16 protein-coding genes are annotated in these 20,509 nt (G+C 40.9%); 6 read left to right on the top strand and 10 right to left on the bottom strand.

Going from position 1 to position 20,509, the window contains the following annotated elements; all coding sequences use genetic code 11:
- Window positions 1–3: 3 nt before the first annotated feature.
- The 3 genes from rnr to fsa all read right to left on the bottom strand — a co-directional run bounded on the left by rnr (window position 4) and on the right by fsa (window position 3,892).
- Window positions 4–2,133, bottom strand: a complete 2,130-nt coding sequence (rnr, locus tag B2400_RS15625; RefSeq protein WP_293934753.1) for a ribonuclease R — start codon at window positions 2,131–2,133, stop codon at window positions 4–6.
- A gap of 554 nt (window positions 2,134–2,687) precedes the next feature.
- Entirely contained in the window at window positions 2,688–3,146 is a 459-nt protein-coding gene (locus B2400_RS15620; protein ID WP_149525354.1) for a Fur family transcriptional regulator, read from the bottom strand.
- Window positions 3,147–3,232: 86 nt separating this feature from the next.
- On the bottom strand, window positions 3,233–3,892 hold the full coding sequence (gene fsa, locus B2400_RS15615; protein WP_149525355.1) for a fructose-6-phosphate aldolase: 660 nt from the start codon (window positions 3,890–3,892) through the stop codon (window positions 3,233–3,235).
- Between the two features lie 282 nt (window positions 3,893–4,174).
- Here fsa and B2400_RS15610 point away from each other — a divergent pair, with 282 nt between their 5' ends.
- A complete protein-coding gene (locus B2400_RS15610) occupies window positions 4,175–5,404 on the top strand; it encodes an MFS transporter (RefSeq protein ID WP_293934751.1) in 1,230 nt (409 codons plus the stop codon).
- Here B2400_RS15610 and B2400_RS15605 read toward each other — a convergent pair.
- The 4 genes from B2400_RS15605 to B2400_RS15590 all read right to left on the bottom strand — a co-directional run bounded on the left by B2400_RS15605 (window position 5,371) and on the right by B2400_RS15590 (window position 14,469).
- Complete coding sequence (locus B2400_RS15605) at window positions 5,371–5,823, bottom strand: retropepsin-like aspartic protease (RefSeq protein ID WP_286650200.1); 453 nt, start codon at window positions 5,821–5,823, stop codon at window positions 5,371–5,373. The two genes, B2400_RS15610 and B2400_RS15605, sit on opposite strands and share 34 nt — an antisense overlap.
- Before the next feature lie 27 nt (window positions 5,824–5,850).
- Window positions 5,851–6,795: a malate dehydrogenase gene (locus B2400_RS15600; protein ID WP_149525359.1), complete on the bottom strand. Its 945-nt coding sequence runs from the start codon at window positions 6,793–6,795 to the stop codon at window positions 5,851–5,853.
- 119 nt (window positions 6,796–6,914) lie between these two features.
- Window positions 6,915–9,212: a BamA/TamA family outer membrane protein gene (locus B2400_RS15595; protein ID WP_260044638.1), complete on the bottom strand. Its 2,298-nt coding sequence runs from the start codon at window positions 9,210–9,212 to the stop codon at window positions 6,915–6,917.
- Window positions 9,202–14,469 (bottom strand): translocation/assembly module TamB domain-containing protein, encoded by a 5,268-nt coding sequence (locus B2400_RS15590; RefSeq protein WP_293934745.1) that lies wholly within the window; start codon window positions 14,467–14,469, stop codon window positions 9,202–9,204. Before B2400_RS15590 ends, B2400_RS15595 begins: the two co-directional genes overlap by 11 nt.
- Window positions 14,470–14,690: 221 nt before the next feature.
- Between B2400_RS15590 and B2400_RS15585 the strand changes: the two genes are divergently transcribed.
- Window positions 14,691–15,116, top strand: a complete 426-nt coding sequence (locus B2400_RS15585; protein WP_149525362.1) for a Dabb family protein — start codon at window positions 14,691–14,693, stop codon at window positions 15,114–15,116.
- 613 nt (window positions 15,117–15,729) lie between these two features.
- Here the strand turns inward: B2400_RS15585 and B2400_RS15580 are convergent.
- Window positions 15,730–16,038, bottom strand: coding sequence for a DUF4342 domain-containing protein (locus B2400_RS15580; protein WP_149525364.1), 309 nt, complete (start codon window positions 16,036–16,038; stop codon window positions 15,730–15,732).
- 153 nt (window positions 16,039–16,191) lie between these two features.
- Window positions 16,192–16,977, bottom strand: a complete 786-nt coding sequence (locus B2400_RS15575) for a sulfite exporter TauE/SafE family protein (RefSeq protein ID WP_286650197.1) — start codon at window positions 16,975–16,977, stop codon at window positions 16,192–16,194.
- A gap of 190 nt (window positions 16,978–17,167) precedes the next feature.
- Here B2400_RS15575 and B2400_RS15570 point away from each other — a divergent pair, with 190 nt between their 5' ends.
- The 4 genes from B2400_RS15570 (at window position 17,168) to B2400_RS15555 (ending at window position 20,288) form a co-directional block, all read left to right on the top strand.
- Window positions 17,168–17,716 carry a YeeE/YedE family protein gene (locus B2400_RS15570; protein WP_149525366.1) on the top strand — a complete coding sequence of 183 codons (549 nt, stop codon included), beginning with the start codon at window positions 17,168–17,170 and terminating at the stop codon, window positions 17,714–17,716.
- Between the two features lie 6 nt (window positions 17,717–17,722).
- Entirely contained in the window at window positions 17,723–18,136 is a 414-nt protein-coding gene (locus B2400_RS15565) for a DUF6691 family protein (RefSeq protein WP_286650196.1), read from the top strand.
- Between the two features lie 137 nt (window positions 18,137–18,273).
- Window positions 18,274–19,650 carry an MBL fold metallo-hydrolase gene (locus B2400_RS15560; RefSeq protein WP_286650195.1) on the top strand — a complete coding sequence of 459 codons (1,377 nt, stop codon included), beginning with the start codon at window positions 18,274–18,276 and terminating at the stop codon, window positions 19,648–19,650.
- Window positions 19,651–19,661: 11 nt separating this feature from the next.
- Complete coding sequence (locus tag B2400_RS15555) at window positions 19,662–20,288, top strand: Crp/Fnr family transcriptional regulator (protein ID WP_286650194.1); 627 nt, start codon at window positions 19,662–19,664, stop codon at window positions 20,286–20,288.
- A gap of 18 nt (window positions 20,289–20,306) precedes the next feature.
- Here B2400_RS15555 and B2400_RS15550 read toward each other — a convergent pair.
- The coding region (locus B2400_RS15550; protein WP_293934739.1) for an RNA polymerase sigma factor at window positions 20,307–20,509 on the bottom strand (203 nt) is incomplete at its 5' end.

Genomic DNA, 20,509 nt, shown 5'->3' with positions numbered 1-20,509 from the left:
GTGTTAGCTGATTAACGTAAAGTCAATCTGTCGTTTCTCCAAATCCACCTTCTTAACTTTGATCTGAACCTCATCGCCTAATTGATATACTTTTTTCTTGCGTTGACCGATGATCGCATAATTCTTCTCGTCCAAGGTGTAGAAATCATCCGTGATATCGCGAAGGCGAACCATGCCCTCGCATTTGTTCTCTTCGATTTCTACATACATACCCCATTCCGTAACACCGGAAACAATTCCTGTGTATTCGACACCAATTTGATCTTGTAGGAATTCTGCTTGTTTGTACTTGATAGATGCTCTTTCCGCTTCCGCTGCCTTCTTTTCCATCTGTGAGGAGTGTTCGGACATCTTTTCGTAGTGATCCGCATTGATCTTGTTGCCACCCTCCAGATAATATTGCAACAGTCGGTGCACCATTACGTCGGGGTAGCGGCGGATAGGAGAGGTAAAGTGCGTATAGTAATCAAATGCTAGACCGTAATGTGAAGTCTTTTTCGTGGTATAGATAGCTTTCGCCATAGAACGCACAGCAAGTGAGGTTAGCAAATTCTGCTCTTTTGATCCTTCTATCTTCGTCATTAAGCTATTTAATGATTTTGCGGTCTCTTTGTCAGACTTAATAACCAAGCGATGGCCGAAACGCGATGCGAATTGCGAGAAATTCGTTAAAGTCTCTGGGTTCGGAACATCATGGAAACGGTAAACAAACGGAAGTTTATTTTTCCCACGCCCTTGTTTTCCGATAAACTCAGCAACCTTACGGTTTGCAAGGAGCATGAAATCCTCGATCAGCTTATGGGCTTCTTTACGGATTTTCGTATACACGCCTATTGGCTTGCCATTTTCGTCTAGATGGAATTTTACTTCCTCCGATTCAAAACTGATGGCCCCGTTCTTGAACTTGCGGTCACGAAGGATAAAAGCGAGCTCATTAAGTTTTAAGATTGCAGGCGCCAAAGCATCTTCTTTGCCCTCGATGATTTCCTGTGCTTCTTCGTAACTGAATCGGCGGTCCGAATGGATGACCGTTCTTCCAAACCATTGGTCTATAACATTGGCTTTGTCGTCAAGCTCAAATACGGCCGAAAAACAAAGTTTGTCTTCGTTAGGTCTAAGTGAACATAAATTATTCGAAAGTCGCTCAGGGAGCATCGGAATAACTCTGTCGACCAAATAAACTGAGGTTCCTCTTTCGAACGCTTCTTTATCAAGTGCCGTATCAGGAATAACGTAATGTGATACGTCAGCAATGTGAACACCGATTTCATAATTACCATTCTCTAATACTTGATAGGAGATGGCATCATCAAAATCTTTTGCATCGGCAGGGTCAATAGTAAAGGTAGTGGTGCTTCGGAAATCTCTTCTTTTCGCAATTTCTTCCGCAGTGATATCTTCGGGGATGGCGTTAGCTTCTTTCTCGACTTCTTTCGGAAATTCCAAAGGGAATCCAAAGTCTGCCAAGATCGCGTTCATCTCCGTGTTGTTTTCTCCTTTTTTACCGAGTACGTGTTTTACACGACCGATAGGGTTCTTAGCATTCTTCGGCCATTCGATGATCGACACTAAAACTTTTTCTCCGTCCTTCGCTCCATTCAGATTGTCGAGCGGAATGAAGATGTCATGCAACATTTTTCTGTCATCCGGTAAGAAGAATGCGTAGCTGTTAGACATGTCAATAGTTCCGGTGAAGTCAGTCTTCGCGCGTTCCAAAATTTCCACTACTTCGCCTTCGCGCTTACGTCCTTTTTTGCGCTCGTAAACATGAACCTTCACACGATCGCCATGTAAGGCTTGACGAAGTTTTCGAGGAGCGACATAGATGTCGTTTTCGAGTTCATCTTCGGGTACAATATAAGCCGATCCGTCGGCTGTCATATCAACTTTACCCGTGATGTAAACATTGAGTTGGCGAAGCTTGAATTTGCCTCTTTCTGGTTGCTCAAATTGACCCGCGCGCGTTCCGTCGTTTAGTATGTCGGCGATGGCCACTTTAGCATCCGAATCTTTAACATTGAGTTTGGCGGCAACCTGTTTATAGTTGAGTGCTGTGTTTCCTGATTTTTCAAAAACGTCTACGATCAGTTGGGTTAAAACTTCTTTGTAAGGGTTTTCTTTTTTTGATTTCATATGTCTGTGTTGTGCTCCAAATTTAACGGAGCTATTTTAATTGTTGTAGGGGAGGGGAGGCTTTGACGATAGCCGATACACTCCTGTTATTTGTCCCCAACGACAATGGAACTAAGGTATGGAAAAATAGTTCAAATTTCGTGCTAGTTTTTCGTACGGATCGAGTAGTGTAAATTTGGATTTTGAAAGTGTATAAAAAATTTATTTTAGTGTTTTTAATTACCTGATTATAAATGTGTAATACTGTTTTTGCTAAAATATTATGCTAGGCTAATTATATGTATTTGACTGATTATCAGTGTTTTTGTAAAATTCTTTCATTTCGCTGTTTATATTTAAGTGTTTTGCTAAAACATAAATATTGAATTATTTGTTTTTATAATACTTTGTAAGTTGTTATTTTATAAAGTATTATAAATTATAATGATAAATATTAGCAAGTAAAAAATGAGGTGTGTTTAGCAAGTGATTTTGGTTACTTTAGGAGCACGGGGTACCACTCCAGTGGAAAGGCATAGAGGGGGGGGATTACAAAAAAAAGTTGAGTTTCTAGCTTATTTTTCTGTGCATTGATTGCATAGACCGACAGCATTTACGGCAATGGATTGCAGACTGAAACCTTTGGGAAGATTAATTTTTGGAACGTTCGTTTCATCTAAACAAAATACCGAATTGCATACTGAACAGATGAAATGTACATGTTGGTCGTGGTGATGATGCTCGGTACATTTCGTCGAACAAAGGGCATAAGTTGCCGTGCCGTTCAAGTCAAAAACCTTATGCAGGATGCCTTTCTCTTCGAAGCTCGCGAGTATTCGATATAAGGTAACTCGATCTATTTCGGAGCCTAATATTTTTTCTAATTCGGGTTGAGATATCGCTGCAGTTTTAGTAGAGATGGTGTCCAAAACACGGAGTCTAGGCTGGGTAATTTTTAACTTATTTGCCTTTAGAATTTGTGCGAATTCTTCTTGTTGATGATCTAAATTTTCCGAGTCCATGTCCACTTTCATAAGGTTAAATTTACGAAATATTTATGTGAATAAAAAAGCCTCCGAACGCAAGTCCGGAGGCCTGTATATTTGCATTTGACGCTTGCTTATTTGCCTGCAGCTTTTGCGTGATCCGCTAAGAATTGCGCCAATCCGCTGTCCGTTAATGGGTGCTTTAAAAGCGCGGTGATTGCTGATAGAGGACCTGTCATTACGTCAGCTCCAATCTTCGCACAGCCTAAAATATGTGCACTGTGGCGTACAGAAGCTGCTAAGATTTGTGTCTGAAAACCGTAGTTATCATAGATCTCACGAATCTCTTCGATTAGCCCTAAACCATCAACTGAGATGTCGTCTAAACGACCGATAAACGGAGATACATAAGTTGCTCCTGCTTTCGCAGCTAATAAAGCTTGACCAGCAGAAAATACCAATGTACAGTTTGTTTTAATCCCTTTTTTACTGAAGTATTTGATTGCTTTTACGCCGTCTTTAATCATCGGAACCTTTACAACGATCTTGCTATCCAATGCCGCTAAAGCTTCTCCTTCTTTAATCATACCCTCGTAATCCGTAGAAATTACTTCCGCACTCACATCGCCATCAACGATTGCACAAATCGCTTTATAATGATTAATTACGTTTTCCTCGCCAGAAATACCTTCTTTAGCCATTAAGGAAGGATTTGTTGTTACACCGTCTAAAACGCCTAAATCTTGCGCTTCTTTGATTTGCTCTAAATTAGCGGTATCAATAAAAAATTTCATGTTGTAAAGTGTTGAATGATTGTGTTTATTCTTGTCCTAAAATAAGCTAATCGCTTTGTTGCCACAAAGGTAGCTATATTGTTTCAGATTGAAAAGATGAACCTCAACTAATTGACGCTTATGCTCCACCTAAGATTAGCATCATCAGGTCTAATTACTAAGTACTAACTACTAAATACTATTGATTAGTTTCCGTTTACTATTATAAAATGCTACATTTATCGTATTAGGGCAAACTCTTTAGGTTGCTTTGGGTTACATTATATAGGCGACCCTATATCTATGCAGTTATTTAGATCATTAGCATATCCGAACTTTAGACTCCACGTCATTGGACAAGCCATCTCACTTTTGGGAACTTGGATGCAACGGATAGCTATTAGTTGGCTGGTATATCAGTTAACAGGCTCCGTTTTTTGGTTAGGATTCGTTTCTTTTATCTCCCTATTGCCTTCTTTAGTGCTATCACCGTTTATCGGTGCTTTCGTCGATAGGCATAAAAAGTATAGATTAGTATTTATTACGCAGATAGGCTTGATGATACAAGCAGGATTGTTGGCGTTGTTGGTTTATTTGAAGCTAGAATCTGTTCTTTATTTGTCAATTCTAGGCTTTATCCAAGGTGTTATCAACGCTTTTGATGTGCTTGGTAGACAATCCTTATTGGTTTCTTTAGTTGATGATAGAAAGGATCTGCCGAATGCAATAGCTTTGAATTCGTCCATATTCAATGCTGCACGTATGGTAGGACCCGCGATTGGCGGCGTTTTGCTATCTACTTACGGTGAATTAGCTTGTTTTACGCTAAATTTTATCAGTTTTATCCCGGTTATCATATGTTTAATGCTGATGAAGGTGCAGGAAAAGGTGATTATAATCCCTAACGAAAGTGCATTTGAAGGGCTGAAGCATGGATTTGAGTACCTGAAAAGGTCTCCGCATATCATGTCGCTCATTGTTATTTTGACCTTTTCGAGTCTTTTAGTAATTCCCTATACATCCTTGTTACCAGCCGTCGCTCGAGAACTATTTGCAGGGGATGAGCGAACTTTTTCTTGGTTTGAGAGTGCAGCTGGATTAGGCGCAATGATTGGCGCCATCAACATGGCACGTCTAAAATCTGGCGAAAACCTTCGTTATCGGGTTCTATTCTCCGCTTTAGCGATGGGTATTTCATTAGCTTTGTTAGCATACGCACAATATCTTCCCGCAGCTTTATTCTTTACCATGGGCGTCTCCTTTGCGATGATGATGCAGAATTCGTCAATCAACACCTATATTCAAACCCATGCCATGCCAGCGTATCGGGCTCGGGCGATGTCTTATTATGTAATGGCATTTCAAGGGATATTCCCTATTGGTAGTTTATTAACAGGAGCTATTGCTGAAATTGTAGGCATAAAAAACACCCTCTACATTATGGGAGCATGCGGGGTGCTAATATCTGTTGGCTTTTATATTTATCTAAGAATTCATATTCAACGGCGCCTATTTAAAGCTAATTTCCGTTGATTTAGACTGAGCTCATTTTTTTTATAATCGATGATCGCTCCGTAAGCTTTAAGGATATCACCGCCTAAAACTCCGATGACGGGGTCTATTCCGATTTGCGTATAGGCATAATTGATCGAACTCAAGTCAAGAACGGCGACTGTGAAATTCTTCACCGACCAATCATGAAGTTTCAACTCTGGAATACTAAGCATAAAGCTTTCCATGGTATTAGTGCCTAATCCAGTGGAAAGGATATCTGTATTTTGGAAATTGTCTTCTGCTAATCCCGAACTTAAGAGCGTTTGTTTATCGAGAACGGTCTTTGAAGCCCCTGTGTCAATAACAATCTTGAACGTCTTGTCGTAGATAGTGGTTTTAGTTATAATATGAAAGCCATCGGCTTGTAGGCCGATGACTTCAAATGGGATTTTATACATGTAAAGTATAGGTTATATGTCTGTTTTTTACTTCTTTAAAATGCCTTCATCATAAAGAACGTCGTTCATTTTTCGAACCGCGTCGGCCGAAGCAGCAAACAATTCTTGCTCTTTATCAGAAAGCTCCATAGGTACTATTCGGTCCCAACCTTTATTGTTAATAATTACAGGGACGCCGATATTTATATCTTCCTGTCCAAACTCGCCTTCCAAGAATACAGAAGCTGTGAACAGTTTATTTTGATTTTTAACAATGCTTTCGACCATCGCTGCTGCCGCGGCTCCTGGTGCATACCAAGCCGAAGTACCGATCAAAGCAGTTAATGTAGCTCCACCGACCATCGTCTTCTTTACGATTTCCCCTTCTTCCTCCTCTGTTAGGAAAGATGAAACTTTTACACTGTTCCAAGTGGCATGTTTGATCAATGGAATCATGGTCGTATCGCCATGGCCACCAATAACGATAGCATTTAGATCATTTGCCGATGCATTCAATTTATCACTGATCTGATATTTGAAACGTGCGGAATCTAATGCACCTCCCATTCCAATGATTCGATTCTTTGGAAGCCCGCTGGTTTTCAAAGCTAAATAAGTCATCGTATCCATTGGGTTGGAAACGATAAGAATAATGATGTCTGGAGAGTGTTTAATCAGGTTTTCTACTACTGATTTAACGATTCCGGCATTCGTTCCGATAAGTTCTTCGCGCGTCATGCCGGGTTTACGCGGAATTCCGGAGGTAATAACTGCTACGGCGGAACCTGCAGTCGCTTGATAATCGTTCGTGACGCCTTTGATATGCGATTCGAAGCCTAATAAAGCAGCGGTTTGCATCATATCTTGTGCTTTACCTTCTGCGAAGCCTTCTTTAATATCAAGTAGCACAATTTCTTCTGCTACATTGCGTCTTACCAGATTGTCTGCGGTAGTTGCTCCAACTGCGCCTGCACCAACAACGGTTATTTTCATAGTATTGGGGTTTGTATTTACCTTTAAATGTAATAAATTTTATCGTGAATCACTTGTAAATTCCCCTTAAAATTTCGAATAATGCGCTATGTCACAAGTTGATTGAAAAAGCCTTGACCTTAGAATGGATATCCGATTGCTAGGTTGAATACTAGGTTGTCACGGCGCCAGTCGCGTTCACGAATATCGATATATTTGAACACCCAACGGTCCCCTTTATCGCGATATGGTACGCGGAACGGAATTGCAAAATCTGTACGTATTATCAGGAAGTCTAGGTCCACACGCAGTCCGACACCGCCGCCAACGGCCAGTTCTGACAAGAATGCCTTACTGAATTTTCCGCCTGGTTTGTTTTCATCCTCCCGTTGCAGCCATACGTTTCCAGCATCGATAAAGGCTGCCCAATGGAACATGCCAGCGATTTTAGAACGATATTCTGTGTTTAATTCCAGCTTTAAGTCACCAGTTTGGTCAGCGAAGAAGTTGTCTTCTCCGATGTTTTCAGGAAGTGACGACCCGGGGCCTACTGAACGCGCTCTAAATGCACGTAACCCATTTGGACCACCTGTGAAATATTGTTTTAAGTAGGGAAGGGAACGGGAGTTACCATAAGAGTAACTTGTTCCGATCATAATACGGGATGCTAATTGCGAAGACGCCGATAATTTCATATAATGACGTAAATCAGCCTCAGCCTTCACAAATTGTGAATACGGTGTCCCGAACAATTCTTTGATGTTTCCCTCTTTGTAGTCTGCACCTTGAATCAAACCCAGTATATTTCCCGACGTATTTAAACCGGCTTTCGCATAGAAAGTATGCTTTTTCTCCTCCATCGTATTGGTGAAGGTATAGGTGTAATTAGGACCAAATGAGAATTGCGGATCAACGATATGGCGAAGGGTAGGGACAGTGTCCATCTGTGCCCTATACTCGTCGGAAATTCCGCGAGGCTGTACGTAGATAATCTCCGCAAGTGTTAAGTTGTGCTCTTTCTGCTCGTTTTCTTTCCAGGCATAACCGAAGTTCGTCGTGAAAGAATTCAGGGTATAAGCCGTTCTTCTGTTCAGGAATTCATAGCCAACCTTCAGGAAGGTTCTAGGAATATATTGTTTTCCCGGCGCCCATTTGTAAGGTGAAAGGAGTCGTGGCCAGTTGATCCCAACTTCTGCACCATAGCGGATATAGCTAGAATTTAAATTGACATTTCCACCGGTTTGCGTTTCATATCCACCGAAAACGGATAGTGTCACCGTTTCAAAACCTTTGAAAGCATTCTTAAAGGTCCAGTTGATATTAGCTTCCGTACCATTATATACAGCAGCGGTCTTCGCGATCAATTCTAAGCGCAAAGCCCGTTTTTGCATTGGCGTAAGGTAATAGTATACATCAAGCGTATTTGCAGAGTCCGGACTATCAACAAAGTCGTTCTTCACAAACTTAAATGCATTTAAGTTAACTAAGTGATTGATCGTTTGCTGATGCTCCCAACGATGATACAGCTTTCCAGGTTCCAGGAAGATGTGATTTGCCAACACCTTCTTACGAAAGCGGTTTTCCCGGTCAATAATATAATATTTGCCATCATATTTCTCTGTCCCTCGAGGGATACGACGTCTATTCGTCCCTGTGGTTTCGCGATAGTTAGGGAAAATATAAACATTCCCGATTTTTTGTGGTGTTTTTGCCTTCTCGGGAGTCTCCGGTTTAATCGTTAGGAACATATCAACTTTATTATTCCCGATTGTGCTGTCCACTTCCACTAAAATATTGTCTGCGCCGAAATAGTAGTATCCTTTGTATTTAAGTTCATTGTCAATTCGTTCGCGCTCATTCAGAATGACGTCGAGATTATAGTTGTTGCCAGGGCGTAACACCGATTTATTATGAACATCATGGATAGAACGTCCGATTTGTGTTGTACTATCAATATCAATTTGCACCTTATTGATACGGTATATCTTTCCGGGGAAAGCGTCGTATCGAACAGTAGCAAATTTTCCGTCGATTAGCGTGTCCGAAGTAACGCGTGCTTGGAAAAACCCCAAATTCTCCATCTTACCACGTAACAGGTTTTGATTGTATTCCCGATTCACATCGCTCAATAATACCGGTTCTTCACCATTGCGCTTTAACCATTTACGGACGAAGTTATTAGTTGAATCAGGACCACCGCCCATGTTCCACATCCCTAATTTAAAGTAAATGCCAGCAAACTTCTTGTTTGGCTTCGGCATAAGCGATGATTCTAGAAAAGTTTCAAAGCCTTCTCTTCGCTCTTCAGAAATAGAATCATGATGTATGACGACATCACCTTCTTTATAAAGCTTTTCGTTCTCTGCAACATATTTGGTGGGGTTACAACTGCTAAGTAATAACCCTAAAAAGCAAGGTAATATTAGTTTATTTCTCATTGGATTCCCCTTCCTCTTCTTCATTTTTTATCGCAGCTTTCTTCGGCTCGGTTACTTTGCTTGTATCAGGCAAATTCCTCGTGCTATCTTGTTGTTCTTGTTGTTTTTTCAATTCTTCCTGTTGCTCTTTTTCGATGCGTTTTCTGTACTCAGGACTGTGCGTCATCAAACTATCGCGGATGACCATGCGGACGCTGTCGCGATATACCGAATCCGTATCCATACGCTCAACATCGAAACGTCTTCTAAATCCGCGGCTATCGGTGTTATACGCTGCGATAGCTTTTGAGCTCATGAACAATTCTCTGAATCTGTCGTAGCTCATGTTGATGATGAAACCAATACCCGTCTCAACAAATTGTCCTTGTAGGGTCGCTTGATATTGATTCTTACGATATACGCGCGCAAAATAGCGACCATCTTTCGATAACTGATAGTCAAGAGAGATATCACCGGCAATATTTGTTGCTTTTTCTCCCGGTCTGGAATTGCCCTCAACCTCGAAGTTCGAACCAATTGTGATCTTCAATCGATCATCAAATAACATTTTAGAAATACCGACGTTCAGATCCGTACGTGTTTGCGCTGATCCCGTCAAATAGTCTTCCTCCGAATTTAAGTTAAAATCTAATTCCACTCCTTTGATCAAATCGGAAGCAAGATTATTCAGCTGGCTCGTTAGGAAAGAACTCACCGTGCTTCGCGCTAATGACTCCGGACCACCGCCCGATAAACTTTCAAATGGATTATTGGACATAAAGCGACCTAAGGCAATTAGCGAGAAAACTTGCTTGTTAAGTTCTGCCGGATCCTCTCGTATATTCGCTAAGGCGATATTAACCTTGCTGATTACATCCTGTGAAGCCACTGCGTTATTTTCGTCGACATCTATATCGAAGTTGATTTGCGGCTTAAACAGCTCACCAGTCAAAATCAATTTTACGTTGAATGGAATACGTTGCTTATAAAGGTTCTGACTCTCTGCGCCGATTTGGTTCTGAACCAGTTCTAATGTTGCGAACTTACCAGAGTAAAGGGCAGTGATATCCAATCGGGCATCCAGCGGATCCCCGTTCCAAGTAATTGTACTACCTTTTTGGAACCTAAAGTCTTTCGATATCGGACCGAATGAGAACGTGTAATCACCATCTTCGACCGTGAATGTTCCTGACATCGTAATCTTGTCGTTCGCGTCGATTGTAGTGTTAATCTCTGCTATACCCTGAATATTTAAGGCATCCTGCGTTCCTTCATCCAGAATAATTTTAAACTTTGCGTCCGGATCGGTACTTAAATTTAAGGCGATGTCATAGCCCGACAGCGTCGTCGCAGTCGTCATGGAATCTAGTTTCGCGAAAACGTTAGCACGTGCGGTATCACTCTTATCCACAAATTTAACCACGCCGTCACGTTGCGTTACTCCAGGGTCATCGTTTGGTACGATGAAACTAAAATCCGTACGATCATTAGCCTTCACATTACCATCGATTCTAGGTTTATTCAAATCTCCTGTAATACGTAGATTGGATGTGATGTACATCTTTCCGAAGAACATGTCGTTGTCTTCACGAGTTGAGTTCATCACTTCAAAATCATCCGTGGTCAGGTTCAAGTTAAATACAAAGTCTGTATAGGTTGTTGTTCTTATCGACCCGTTCAGGCGAGCAACGTTGTTTCTCGAATCTACCAAGTTAAATTGACGGAAGGTGATTCCCTGATCGTTAAAGTAGATCTTCTGGTTATCAATCTTCATGTTGGAGTTCAACATCGAGGCGTTAATGATGGCATCATTAAAAGTCAAATCACCATTTATACGAGGGGCAGATGTCGTTCCGGTTATACGCAGAGATCCTGATAAGTCGCCTTGCGAGCCTTTAAGTTGCCCCATACTAAAGGCTTCAATTGTTTTGATGGTCATTGGTTTAAGATCCAAAGTCGCATCGATTTGCATATCGCCTTCTGCTGGAATGATAACATCACCAATCAATTGAACATCATTGCCATTCTCGGTAATTCTAACATCGGCGGAGTATGTGTTTTCTTTAATGTTGTTTACCTTCAACATCACATTCCCAATCGTATCTTTTCCGAAGAAGAACTTTTCGATGTTCAAATCAGAAACAAATACAGGGTTCGCCTCCAATCGTGAAACCGTAGCAGTACCGTTGATTCCGCCACCTAATGTTAGGTTCTCGGAATTCAACATCCGCGTAATGGTTTCAATTCGGAAGTTATTAAAGGTTAAATCGATAGGGGAGTTCATGGTGGAGTCTTTCGACTGTATAATCATCTCCTGACCATCTTTGGAGAGATGGAAGTTATTAGCTCGAATTCCTGCGCTCCCAAAACTTAATAAGTTATTCGGATTGATGCCCCACTTCTCATAATTCAGCATTAAACCGTCCTCTTTCAATGAGAAATTGTAATTATTAGCATCAACCGACATATTCGCACCCAAATGGTACTGTTCTTTGTCTTCTTTGTCTTTTATCCAAAGTCCCAAGTCGACTTTGTTTTCAACGACATTTCCACTTAATACGGTATTACGCAATTCCACACCGCTCACTTTGATGTGCTCGATCAAGGCGTTATAATACATGGTGCTGTCAACAGTGATAATATCCATACCAATATTCTCAACTTCAGTACCGTCGTACATTATCTTTGGCGCGAGCAACTTCGCCATCAAGGCCTTATCCTCACTATTAAAAGTACCGTCTAAGGTTATATCTTGTAATTCTTCCAATGCTGGGAAAAACTCTCTGATAATCCTCGCATTATTCAAGCGCGCACTAAACTCAAACTGCTGTGGGGAATAAACAAGCGGCGTATGATCATTAGATGGGTTATAATAAGTTCTGATGATATCTTGTACTGAAGCTCCTAACTCAGTCAATTTATATTTGCCCGCCAAATGCGCATTCATAAATTCGGAACTGAGTATTAAAATGTTTCTGTTCGTGTCCGCCTGTGCTGTTAATGCGACCGTATCTAGCACATATCGATCATCATTGTAAGCAATAGACGAATTTGCAATCTGTAGGGAACCGTTCAAATGATCTAAGTCGAAAGTCTCGAAATCTGCGATGATTTTTCCATGATAACGTAGATTTTCATCCATCAACTTCAAATTCTTTAAGTTGATGCTGTCGATCATCATCTCGGCATAGAGCCTCGGATATTGCCCCTGCATATTTGCTTGGATGCTTGCATTCAGCTGCACATTTGGATCCGGACTATGTAGATTGCCCGAAATGTCACCGCGATCCGCTGTAAAGTCAAAGTCGATATCTCGGTAGCCATAACCCATGGCGTCGAATCGTTTTAAGGTTCCGGTCGCATCAGCAACCATCGTCTTCGGATTCAAGCCGGTACCTTTTACCTGTGCCTGTGCGGCAATGAAACCTAAAACGGAATCTTGTTTTAAGAATTCGCCTAAATTGAAGTTATCAACCGATACGAAAGCATTATAGGTTGTATCTCTACCCATATTTAATGTCCCGTTGACAGTTGCATTTCCCTGTTCCGTAACCAATTTCAAATCGGTATCAAAACCGCTCATGCCACCTTTGAACGTACCAACCAAGCTAATATTTCTTGGTAATTGAATGCTGTCTGGTAATAAGGAAGGAGCAATCAAACGGTTAAGGTCAGCACGACTCGTCGTCATCTTTCGGATGTCTAGATCCAGATACATTTTGTTCATGTCCGGAAGCCCTTTGATGTGAGCCGAGGCGATAAGATGGGTGTTATTTAATGTTTTGAACTCCACTTTCGGAATTCTTAAATCGTTCAATTTTCCTAATACCTTTCCATCGATATAGAATTTCTTATCCATTAAAGGCTTCATCGTTTCCTCTTTTTCGAGATCCGGAGCCAAATAGCGGATATCGCGCATATCGATCTGCGTCTTCTTTAGCGTAGCCTCGATCGTGACGTTACTAGGATTTTCTGAAACGGCGGCTAGGGAAGGGTAAGAAACTTTTATATTATCACGGATTATTGAATTCGGAGTTTCGATCAAGAAATCTTTTACGATAGCCCCGGTATTGGTGTATACGAAATCACCTTTTAACTGTCGTAGCTCAAATCCCGAATGATCTTTAACGGCAAGGTTTGCCAGATTTCCGGAAATGGAATCCGCTGAATAGTAGACATTGTCCATCGCGCCGGCAAGGTCGGTCAACTTCAAATTGAAATAGTCCAAACCTTTCATTCTTGGCTGATTATCATCTCTAAACCAAACGTTTGTTTTCGCAATACCAATCTTATCAACCGATACAATCCAATTTACAGAACTGCTGTCAGCGCTCTCCGTCTCTGCCTTTGGAGCAGATTTTCCTAGGAATACTTCAGATTCTGAGTCTGTTAGTTTTACCTCTTTCAGTTTGACCAGTTCCTTGTTCAGATCAATCTGATCGACATTCGCGATGAGTTCTTTAATCGTAAATTTGGTATTGATGTTCGATGCCTCGTCATCATACTGTATATAAATATTCTTCAAGCCGAGAACCTCAGTTGCCAAATTTGGTAAGAGCGAGGACGCTTCTACGGATGGGTCGGTAATTCCGAAGTCGGAGGCATCGGGTGCTTCCTCTTCCGAAGTAACCTGCCATTGCTTAATCCTTGCCTGCAAACCGTCGATATTGATCTTCGGCATATCGAAGGTCATATTTTTCGTAAGATCGAAGGTTTTGATGCGAGTATCGAAATGGTTAAGATAAAGATCGGCCGAGGTACCAATAACATCATCTTTATATACAAACTTAATCCGTTCGAACAGTACCTTATCGATATCGAATGTTAATGCCGACGTAGAATCTGCAGTCGCTGTGCTTTCTTTTTCGGTGGCAAACGCGTTGACGATGTAACTAAAGTTGAAAGCACTATCCGGTAGCTTACGGTTGATTTTTGCAGTGATACCTTTCAACTCGAGTTCTTCGATTTCGACAGTGTTTTTTAATAGTTTGAACATATTGATGTCAACGAGCAACTGCTCGCCGGCAATTAAAGTGTCCTTTGACTGATCTGCGAAGAAGACGTTTTCTAATACTAGTTTTTTAGGAAAGGTTATATTGATATGACCGATATCTACCTGCGTACCGATCTTATTTTCCAAGTAATTCGTCACCTTGCCGACAATGTAATTTTGTACAGCAGGTAATCTTACGAGGAAAATAACCAGTAATAGCAAAGCGATGATGGAACCAATTATCCATAAGAAAGTTTTGATTGCAATACGGCCGAATTTATTCAAAGCTGAAGATGTCTTGTTTTGTGATTATCTTTTTATACTTAAGTATTAACGTAATAAAAGGGTTTTTGTTTGTTTTTCGACAATTTAATTATCCCCAATATCCCTACAAATATAGCTTTTGCTGTGCAAAATGCGCTAAATTATTGCTAATCAATCGACAGGTAGAATGTTCTAGTAAATTAGTATATTTATTGTTTACAACATCAATCTAAACATTACCTATGAAAAGAAAAGCATTTATCGGAAGCCTCCTTGTGGGAGCAGCGGCAGGCTCTGTCCTCAACAGCTGTGCAGAACCTAAAACAAATACTACAAATATGGACACATCCCTATCAAAGGAAACAATTGTACACTCAGTTTATTTTTGGCTCAAAGAAGGCATTACAGCGGAAGAAGAGAAGGATTTTTTGAATTTCTTTACAACCCTCAGCAAGATAGAAGGTATCAAGGAATTAAAATATGGCAAGCCCGCTCCGACAACCCCACGCCCCGTCGTCGACAACTCATTTTCATATCTCCTGCTGATTACCTTCAACAATATGGATGAAATAAACGTGTACGAAAATCACCCTGATCACCTCGCCGCAATAGAAATCTACAAAAAGTACTGGACGAAGGTAGAAGTAAAAGACGCGATTCTGATGTAACAAATAGCAGACGTTAATCAAATCCAATTCTAACCTCAATCATAACCCTTTCGGAGCGGCTATGATTGGGGTTTGTATTGGGTTTACATTGGGTTTGAAAGGGAAGTGGGGTTTAGGTGTCTTTTAGATGTTAGATTTTAGATATGAGACAGTAGAGTCTGAACCAGGAAAGGAAGGATTTAAGGATTCGCGGGATGTTTCGTTTGGATGTTTGTTTTGAACCAGGAAAGGAAGGATTTAAGGATTGTCAGGATCTAGTACGGTGTTAGATGTTGGTCTTAATCGTAAGTTTCAGGAGACGTTTAGTGAAACGTCTCTACGCATTGGCGTCCAATTGGCTTCTATACAATTTTGAACCATATAGGTGGTAATCATGGCGAACCGCGTAGAGACGTTTCACTAAACGTCTCCAACATTAGCAGATTATTGATCCTGACCATCCTTACATCCTTTTTTTTCTGGTTCAAAGACAAATCTCACGTCCAAAATCTAACCTCTAATGTCTCACATCTAAAATCTAAATTCCGGTAGCCGCCATAGGTCTAACTACTAAGTACTAAATACTAACTACTATAAAATAAAAAGAGATGCCTCGGCATCTCTTTTTATTTTATTAATGGACTTCAATATCTCTAGGGCCATCGTTCTGCTCTGGGGCAGCTTCTTTTTCAGGTTCTGTAGGCTTCTCCGAACGCTCTACTGTGATTTTACACTCCGTTAGTAATGCTGCTAGTGCACCAACGGCTGCGAATATGGGTGCTAATACGACACCGATAACACCTAGGGTCACAGGGAAGCTCATGATCTCTTTTCCTGATTTGTCTGAAATGCTGATCTTTGTAACATTACCTTCAGCAATTAATTCCTTTACTCTTTTTAATAAGTTCTCACCTGTAATAGTGAATGTTTCTTTGATTGACATATCTCTTCTTTTATTTGATTAACAATTATTTACGTTACTTGTTTAATTTGTTATTCAAAAGTACGTGAACTTCTTAATATCTGTAACTAGGAATAGGTTAAAAGAGTATAAAATTCGGTGAACTACACGTTTTATTCGGTGAATTCGATGAGACTAATGCAACTCTTGGTAGAGGATCCATATTGCCATGAACAGTACAAAATAGCCAAAGAAAGGTTTTAATTTTGCCGCATCCGCTTTTTGGCTTATCCAGCTGCCGAGGAGCATACCAGCGAGTGCGATTGCTGTGATTTCGAGCAATAGCGGCCAGTGAATCTCGTCGATATTTGTGCTGCTGATGAAACCAAATAAGGAGTTCAATGCGATAATCAATAAGGAAGAACCAATAGCGGTCTTTAGTGACATTTTATTGAAAATAATCAGTGCAGGGATAATTAGAAATCCTCCACCTGCGCCAACTAATCCAACTAAGATCCCAATTAATAACCCCTGAACGATTATTTTTCCAATTTGGTCATTTGCTTTATGAGCGTCTGTTGCTATCTCCTTCTTCCAGATCATATTTAGTGCAGCGAAGACCATTAACACTGCGAAAAGCAACATTAAGAGCATATCCTTACTGAGCATCCAACCGTTAAGCTGGATGATATCATTTGGTATTATAGGGTGTATATAACGCCGAGAGACAAATACCCCCAAAATGGACGGAAGTCCGAAGAATATGGAAGTCTTAAAATCCACTTGTCTTTTTAAGGTATACGGTACAATACCCGCCAAGCTGCTGATGCCCACGATAAACAGGGAATAAGTCGTCGCTAAAAAGGGATCGATTGCAAATAAGTAAACCATGACCGGGACAGTTAATATACTACCTCCAGCACCGATTAACCCCAATATCAATCCTATACCTATAGCTGCTATAAATCCTAATATTTCCATTCCTTCTATAATTTGATGGTTCAAAGGTGACAGTTTCGCTTTGCTATTTTGGTTACCTTTGTTACAGAGGGAGATTACTGACCTAGAAATGATCAATTAGGAATGGGGTGCGTATGCGCTTGTCGGTGTAACTTATGTTACCATTCGTCTGTTATCAGGGCAGTACCTTTGTAAAAAAATGAAAGGAAATATGGAATTAATTTTAGGACCCTGGCCATGGTATGTGGGTGGAGCGCTTGTTGCGCTAATCATGGTGGCATTAATCTATCTAGGGAAAAGCTTCGGATTCTCATCCAATTTTAGGAATCTCTGTTCTGCATTGGGCGCTGGAAAGTCCTGCAGTTTTTTTGATTTCGATTGGAAAGCACAGCGTTGGAACCTATTGTTTCTTGTAGGATCTGTTATTGGAGGTTTTGTTGCGGCGCATTATCTGTCCGACAATCAAGTGCCAGCGATTTCGGAAAGCAGTATTGTACAGTTAAAAGCAATAGGCATTGAATCCGCCGGAGCAGCGTACTCTCCTTCGGAAATTTTTGAAGTGATGAGTGTAAAGAACATTCTTATTTTAGCGATTGGAGGTCTTTTGATAGGTTTCGGTACACGTTATGCAGGCGGCTGTACCTCCGGACACGCAATATCAGGTTTGAGCGATCTGCAATGGCCATCTTTAGTGGCGGTAATCGGATTTTTTATTGGTGGGCTAATGATGGTTCACGTATTATTCCCCTTAATCTTCTAGACTATCATGAGAAAAGTATTATTTATCCTTTTAGGAATATTGTTTGGTGTGGTGATGTATAAAGCGGAAGCTGCGTCATGGTTTCGGATTTATGAAATGTTCAATTTCCAATCATTCCATATGTATGGATTTATCGGAACGGCACTTGTAGTTGGTGTAATTGCTGTACAGCTAATTAAACGTACGCATGCGAAAGATGTAGACGGTGGTGATATTGTTATTGCCGATAAGGCAAAATCTATTCCTCGCTATCTTATTGGAGGTATCCTTTTCGGCTTAGGTTGGGCTTTAGTAGGGGCATGCCCTGGTCCGATCTTTGTTTTATTGGGTGCTGGCGTTTATCCAATGTTGATTGTAATCGCATTCGCCCTATTGGGTACTTATCTTTATGGTTTGCTGAAACATAAATTACCTCACTAATCTATCGTTCTGTGTAACATTTGTAACTGTCTATGCTGAAATTAAGCTATAGCTTTGTTATATTATGAAAGTTTCTATTGTCCACGCTTTAATTATAAACAATAGGGACAAGTTTTAAACGAAATATAAATTTAAAGATGTTTTTTCAACAAGTTTACGACAAGACGCTAGCTCAAGCTAGTTATTTTATAGGCTGCCAAGCAAAGAAAGTTGCGATCGTTATTGATGCACAGCGAGATATCGATGTTTATTTGGACATTGCAAAGCAGAACAATTTGGAGATAACTCACATCGCTGAAACGCATATCCACGCTGACTTTCTGGCCGGTTCGCGAGAACTCGCGGATGCGACTGGCGCAAAGTTATATCTATCAGACGAAGGCGGAGAGAATTGGCAGTACGAATTTGCACACGAGGGATTAAAAGATGGGGATGTAATTAAAGTTGGGAACTTGAGCCTAACCGTAATGCATACACCGGGGCATACTCCTGAAAGTATTAGTTTTATCCTTCGCGATCATCCAGCTTCCGACGAACCTGTAATGATCTTTACAGGCGACTTTGTTTTTGTTGGCGATATCGGCCGACCTGATTTGCTTGAGGAAGCGGCAGGCTTGATCGGTACGAAGGAAGTTGGCGCAGAACAGATGTTTCAATCTTTGAAGAAGTTTGTGGCATTGCCGGACTATGTTCAAGTTTGGCCCGGGCATGGCGCAGGTTCTGCCTGTGGGAAAGCATTGGGGGCCGTGCCTAGCAGTACAGTAGGATATGAAAAAATACGTAATTGGGCTTTCCAATTCGGTGAAGACTATGAAGGTTTTAAGAACTATCTATTGAGCGATCAACCGGAGGCTCCAATCTACTTTGCGATGATGAAGAAGCTAAACAAGGTCGATAGACCATTGTTAGTGGAAGTGCCGATGCATCCGACCTTGTCTATTGAGGAAGGTTTGGCGAAAAAAGATACTATTCTAGTCGATACGCGCAATAAAGTCGAGTTTGCCAAAGGACATGTAAAGGATTCTATAAATATTCAAAATAATAATTCGCTTGCGAATTGGGCCGGTTGGATGTTGCCTTACGATAAGAAATTGGTTATAATAGCTGAAGCGGGGCGTCAGGAAGAGATTACGCGGAAGTTGATGCGTATTGGAATGGATGATATCGACGGATTTGTGACGGATCTATCCGGTGTGCCTTTGGAGGAAACAAAGCTTGTGGATGCTGATACGGTTGAGGCTTGGAAAGATAAGGATGATACGGTTTTACTAGATGTTCGTGGTAAATCGGAATTTGAAACGGCTCACATTCCCGGTGCAATTCATAAATTTATTGGTAACTTACCGAAGAAACTGCCAACGGAATATAAAGACAAGAAGATTATTATACAATGTCAATCCGGCGACCGCGCCACAATCGCGACCTCCTTTTTAGAAAGGAACGGCTTTGAAAACGTTTATAATTATGCAGGCAGTTTTATTGATTGGAAAAATAAAGGTAAAGAAACATCCTAGCAACTAGCTCTATGAGTTTAATAGCAAACGCTTATCAAAATATATTAGAATCCGCCTTGATCGAAGAGATTGAGGCGGTTGCTATTATGAAGACTTTCGAAACTGGGGAAGTCATTATTGATATTGGACAGTATGTGCGCTCCATGCCACTGTTGATTGACGGCGCCATTAAAATTGTGCGTGAAGATTCCAAAGAAGGGGAGATTCTGCTTTATTATTTGGCAAAAGGAGAGACTTGCACGATGTCGATTGCATGTTGCGTTGGGACGAAGAAAAGTGAGATCAGGGCACAAGCGGAGATGCATACCTTGGTGGCCATGATCCCCAATCAATATTTAAATGAATGGCTCGCCAAATACAGCTCCTGGCGGGAATTTATCCTGAGCAGTTATTCTTCCAGAATGAACGAGATGTTGGGCGCTATTGACAATCTGGCGTTTTCCAACATGGAAATGCGCATCATGAATTATTTGAAAGAAAAGGTAAAATTGACGGAAAATCCGATTTTGACTTTAACGCATCAGGATATTGCTTCAGATTTGAATAGCTCTAGGGTCGTGGTCTCTAGGATATTAAAAAAGTTAGAAAATGAAGAACAGATTGTGCTGCTAAGGAACGAAATTAGGGTGTTAGTTTAGTTGCGCCTGCTATAGATGTCAGTTCGTTGAAATCAAGGATATTAGCATGGCATAGAATGAGATATCCTTTTTTTTGAACGTTTCTTTAAGCAATGAGATTGCTTTAGAACGCGCAAAGTAAACATTGTTTGCGGTTGTCCCCAATTCTGACGATATCTCGTCAGCATTCTTTCCCTCAAAAAAGGACATTTTGAATATTTGTGCCTGCTGCTTGGGGAGCC

Source organism: Sphingobacterium sp. UBA6645 (genome assembly GCF_002455685.1).
Taxonomy (GTDB): Bacteria; Bacteroidota; Bacteroidia; order Sphingobacteriales; family Sphingobacteriaceae; genus Sphingobacterium; species Sphingobacterium hotanense.
The sequence above is the reverse complement of the archived record's forward strand: the minus strand, read 5'-3'. Positions and strand labels throughout refer to the sequence as shown.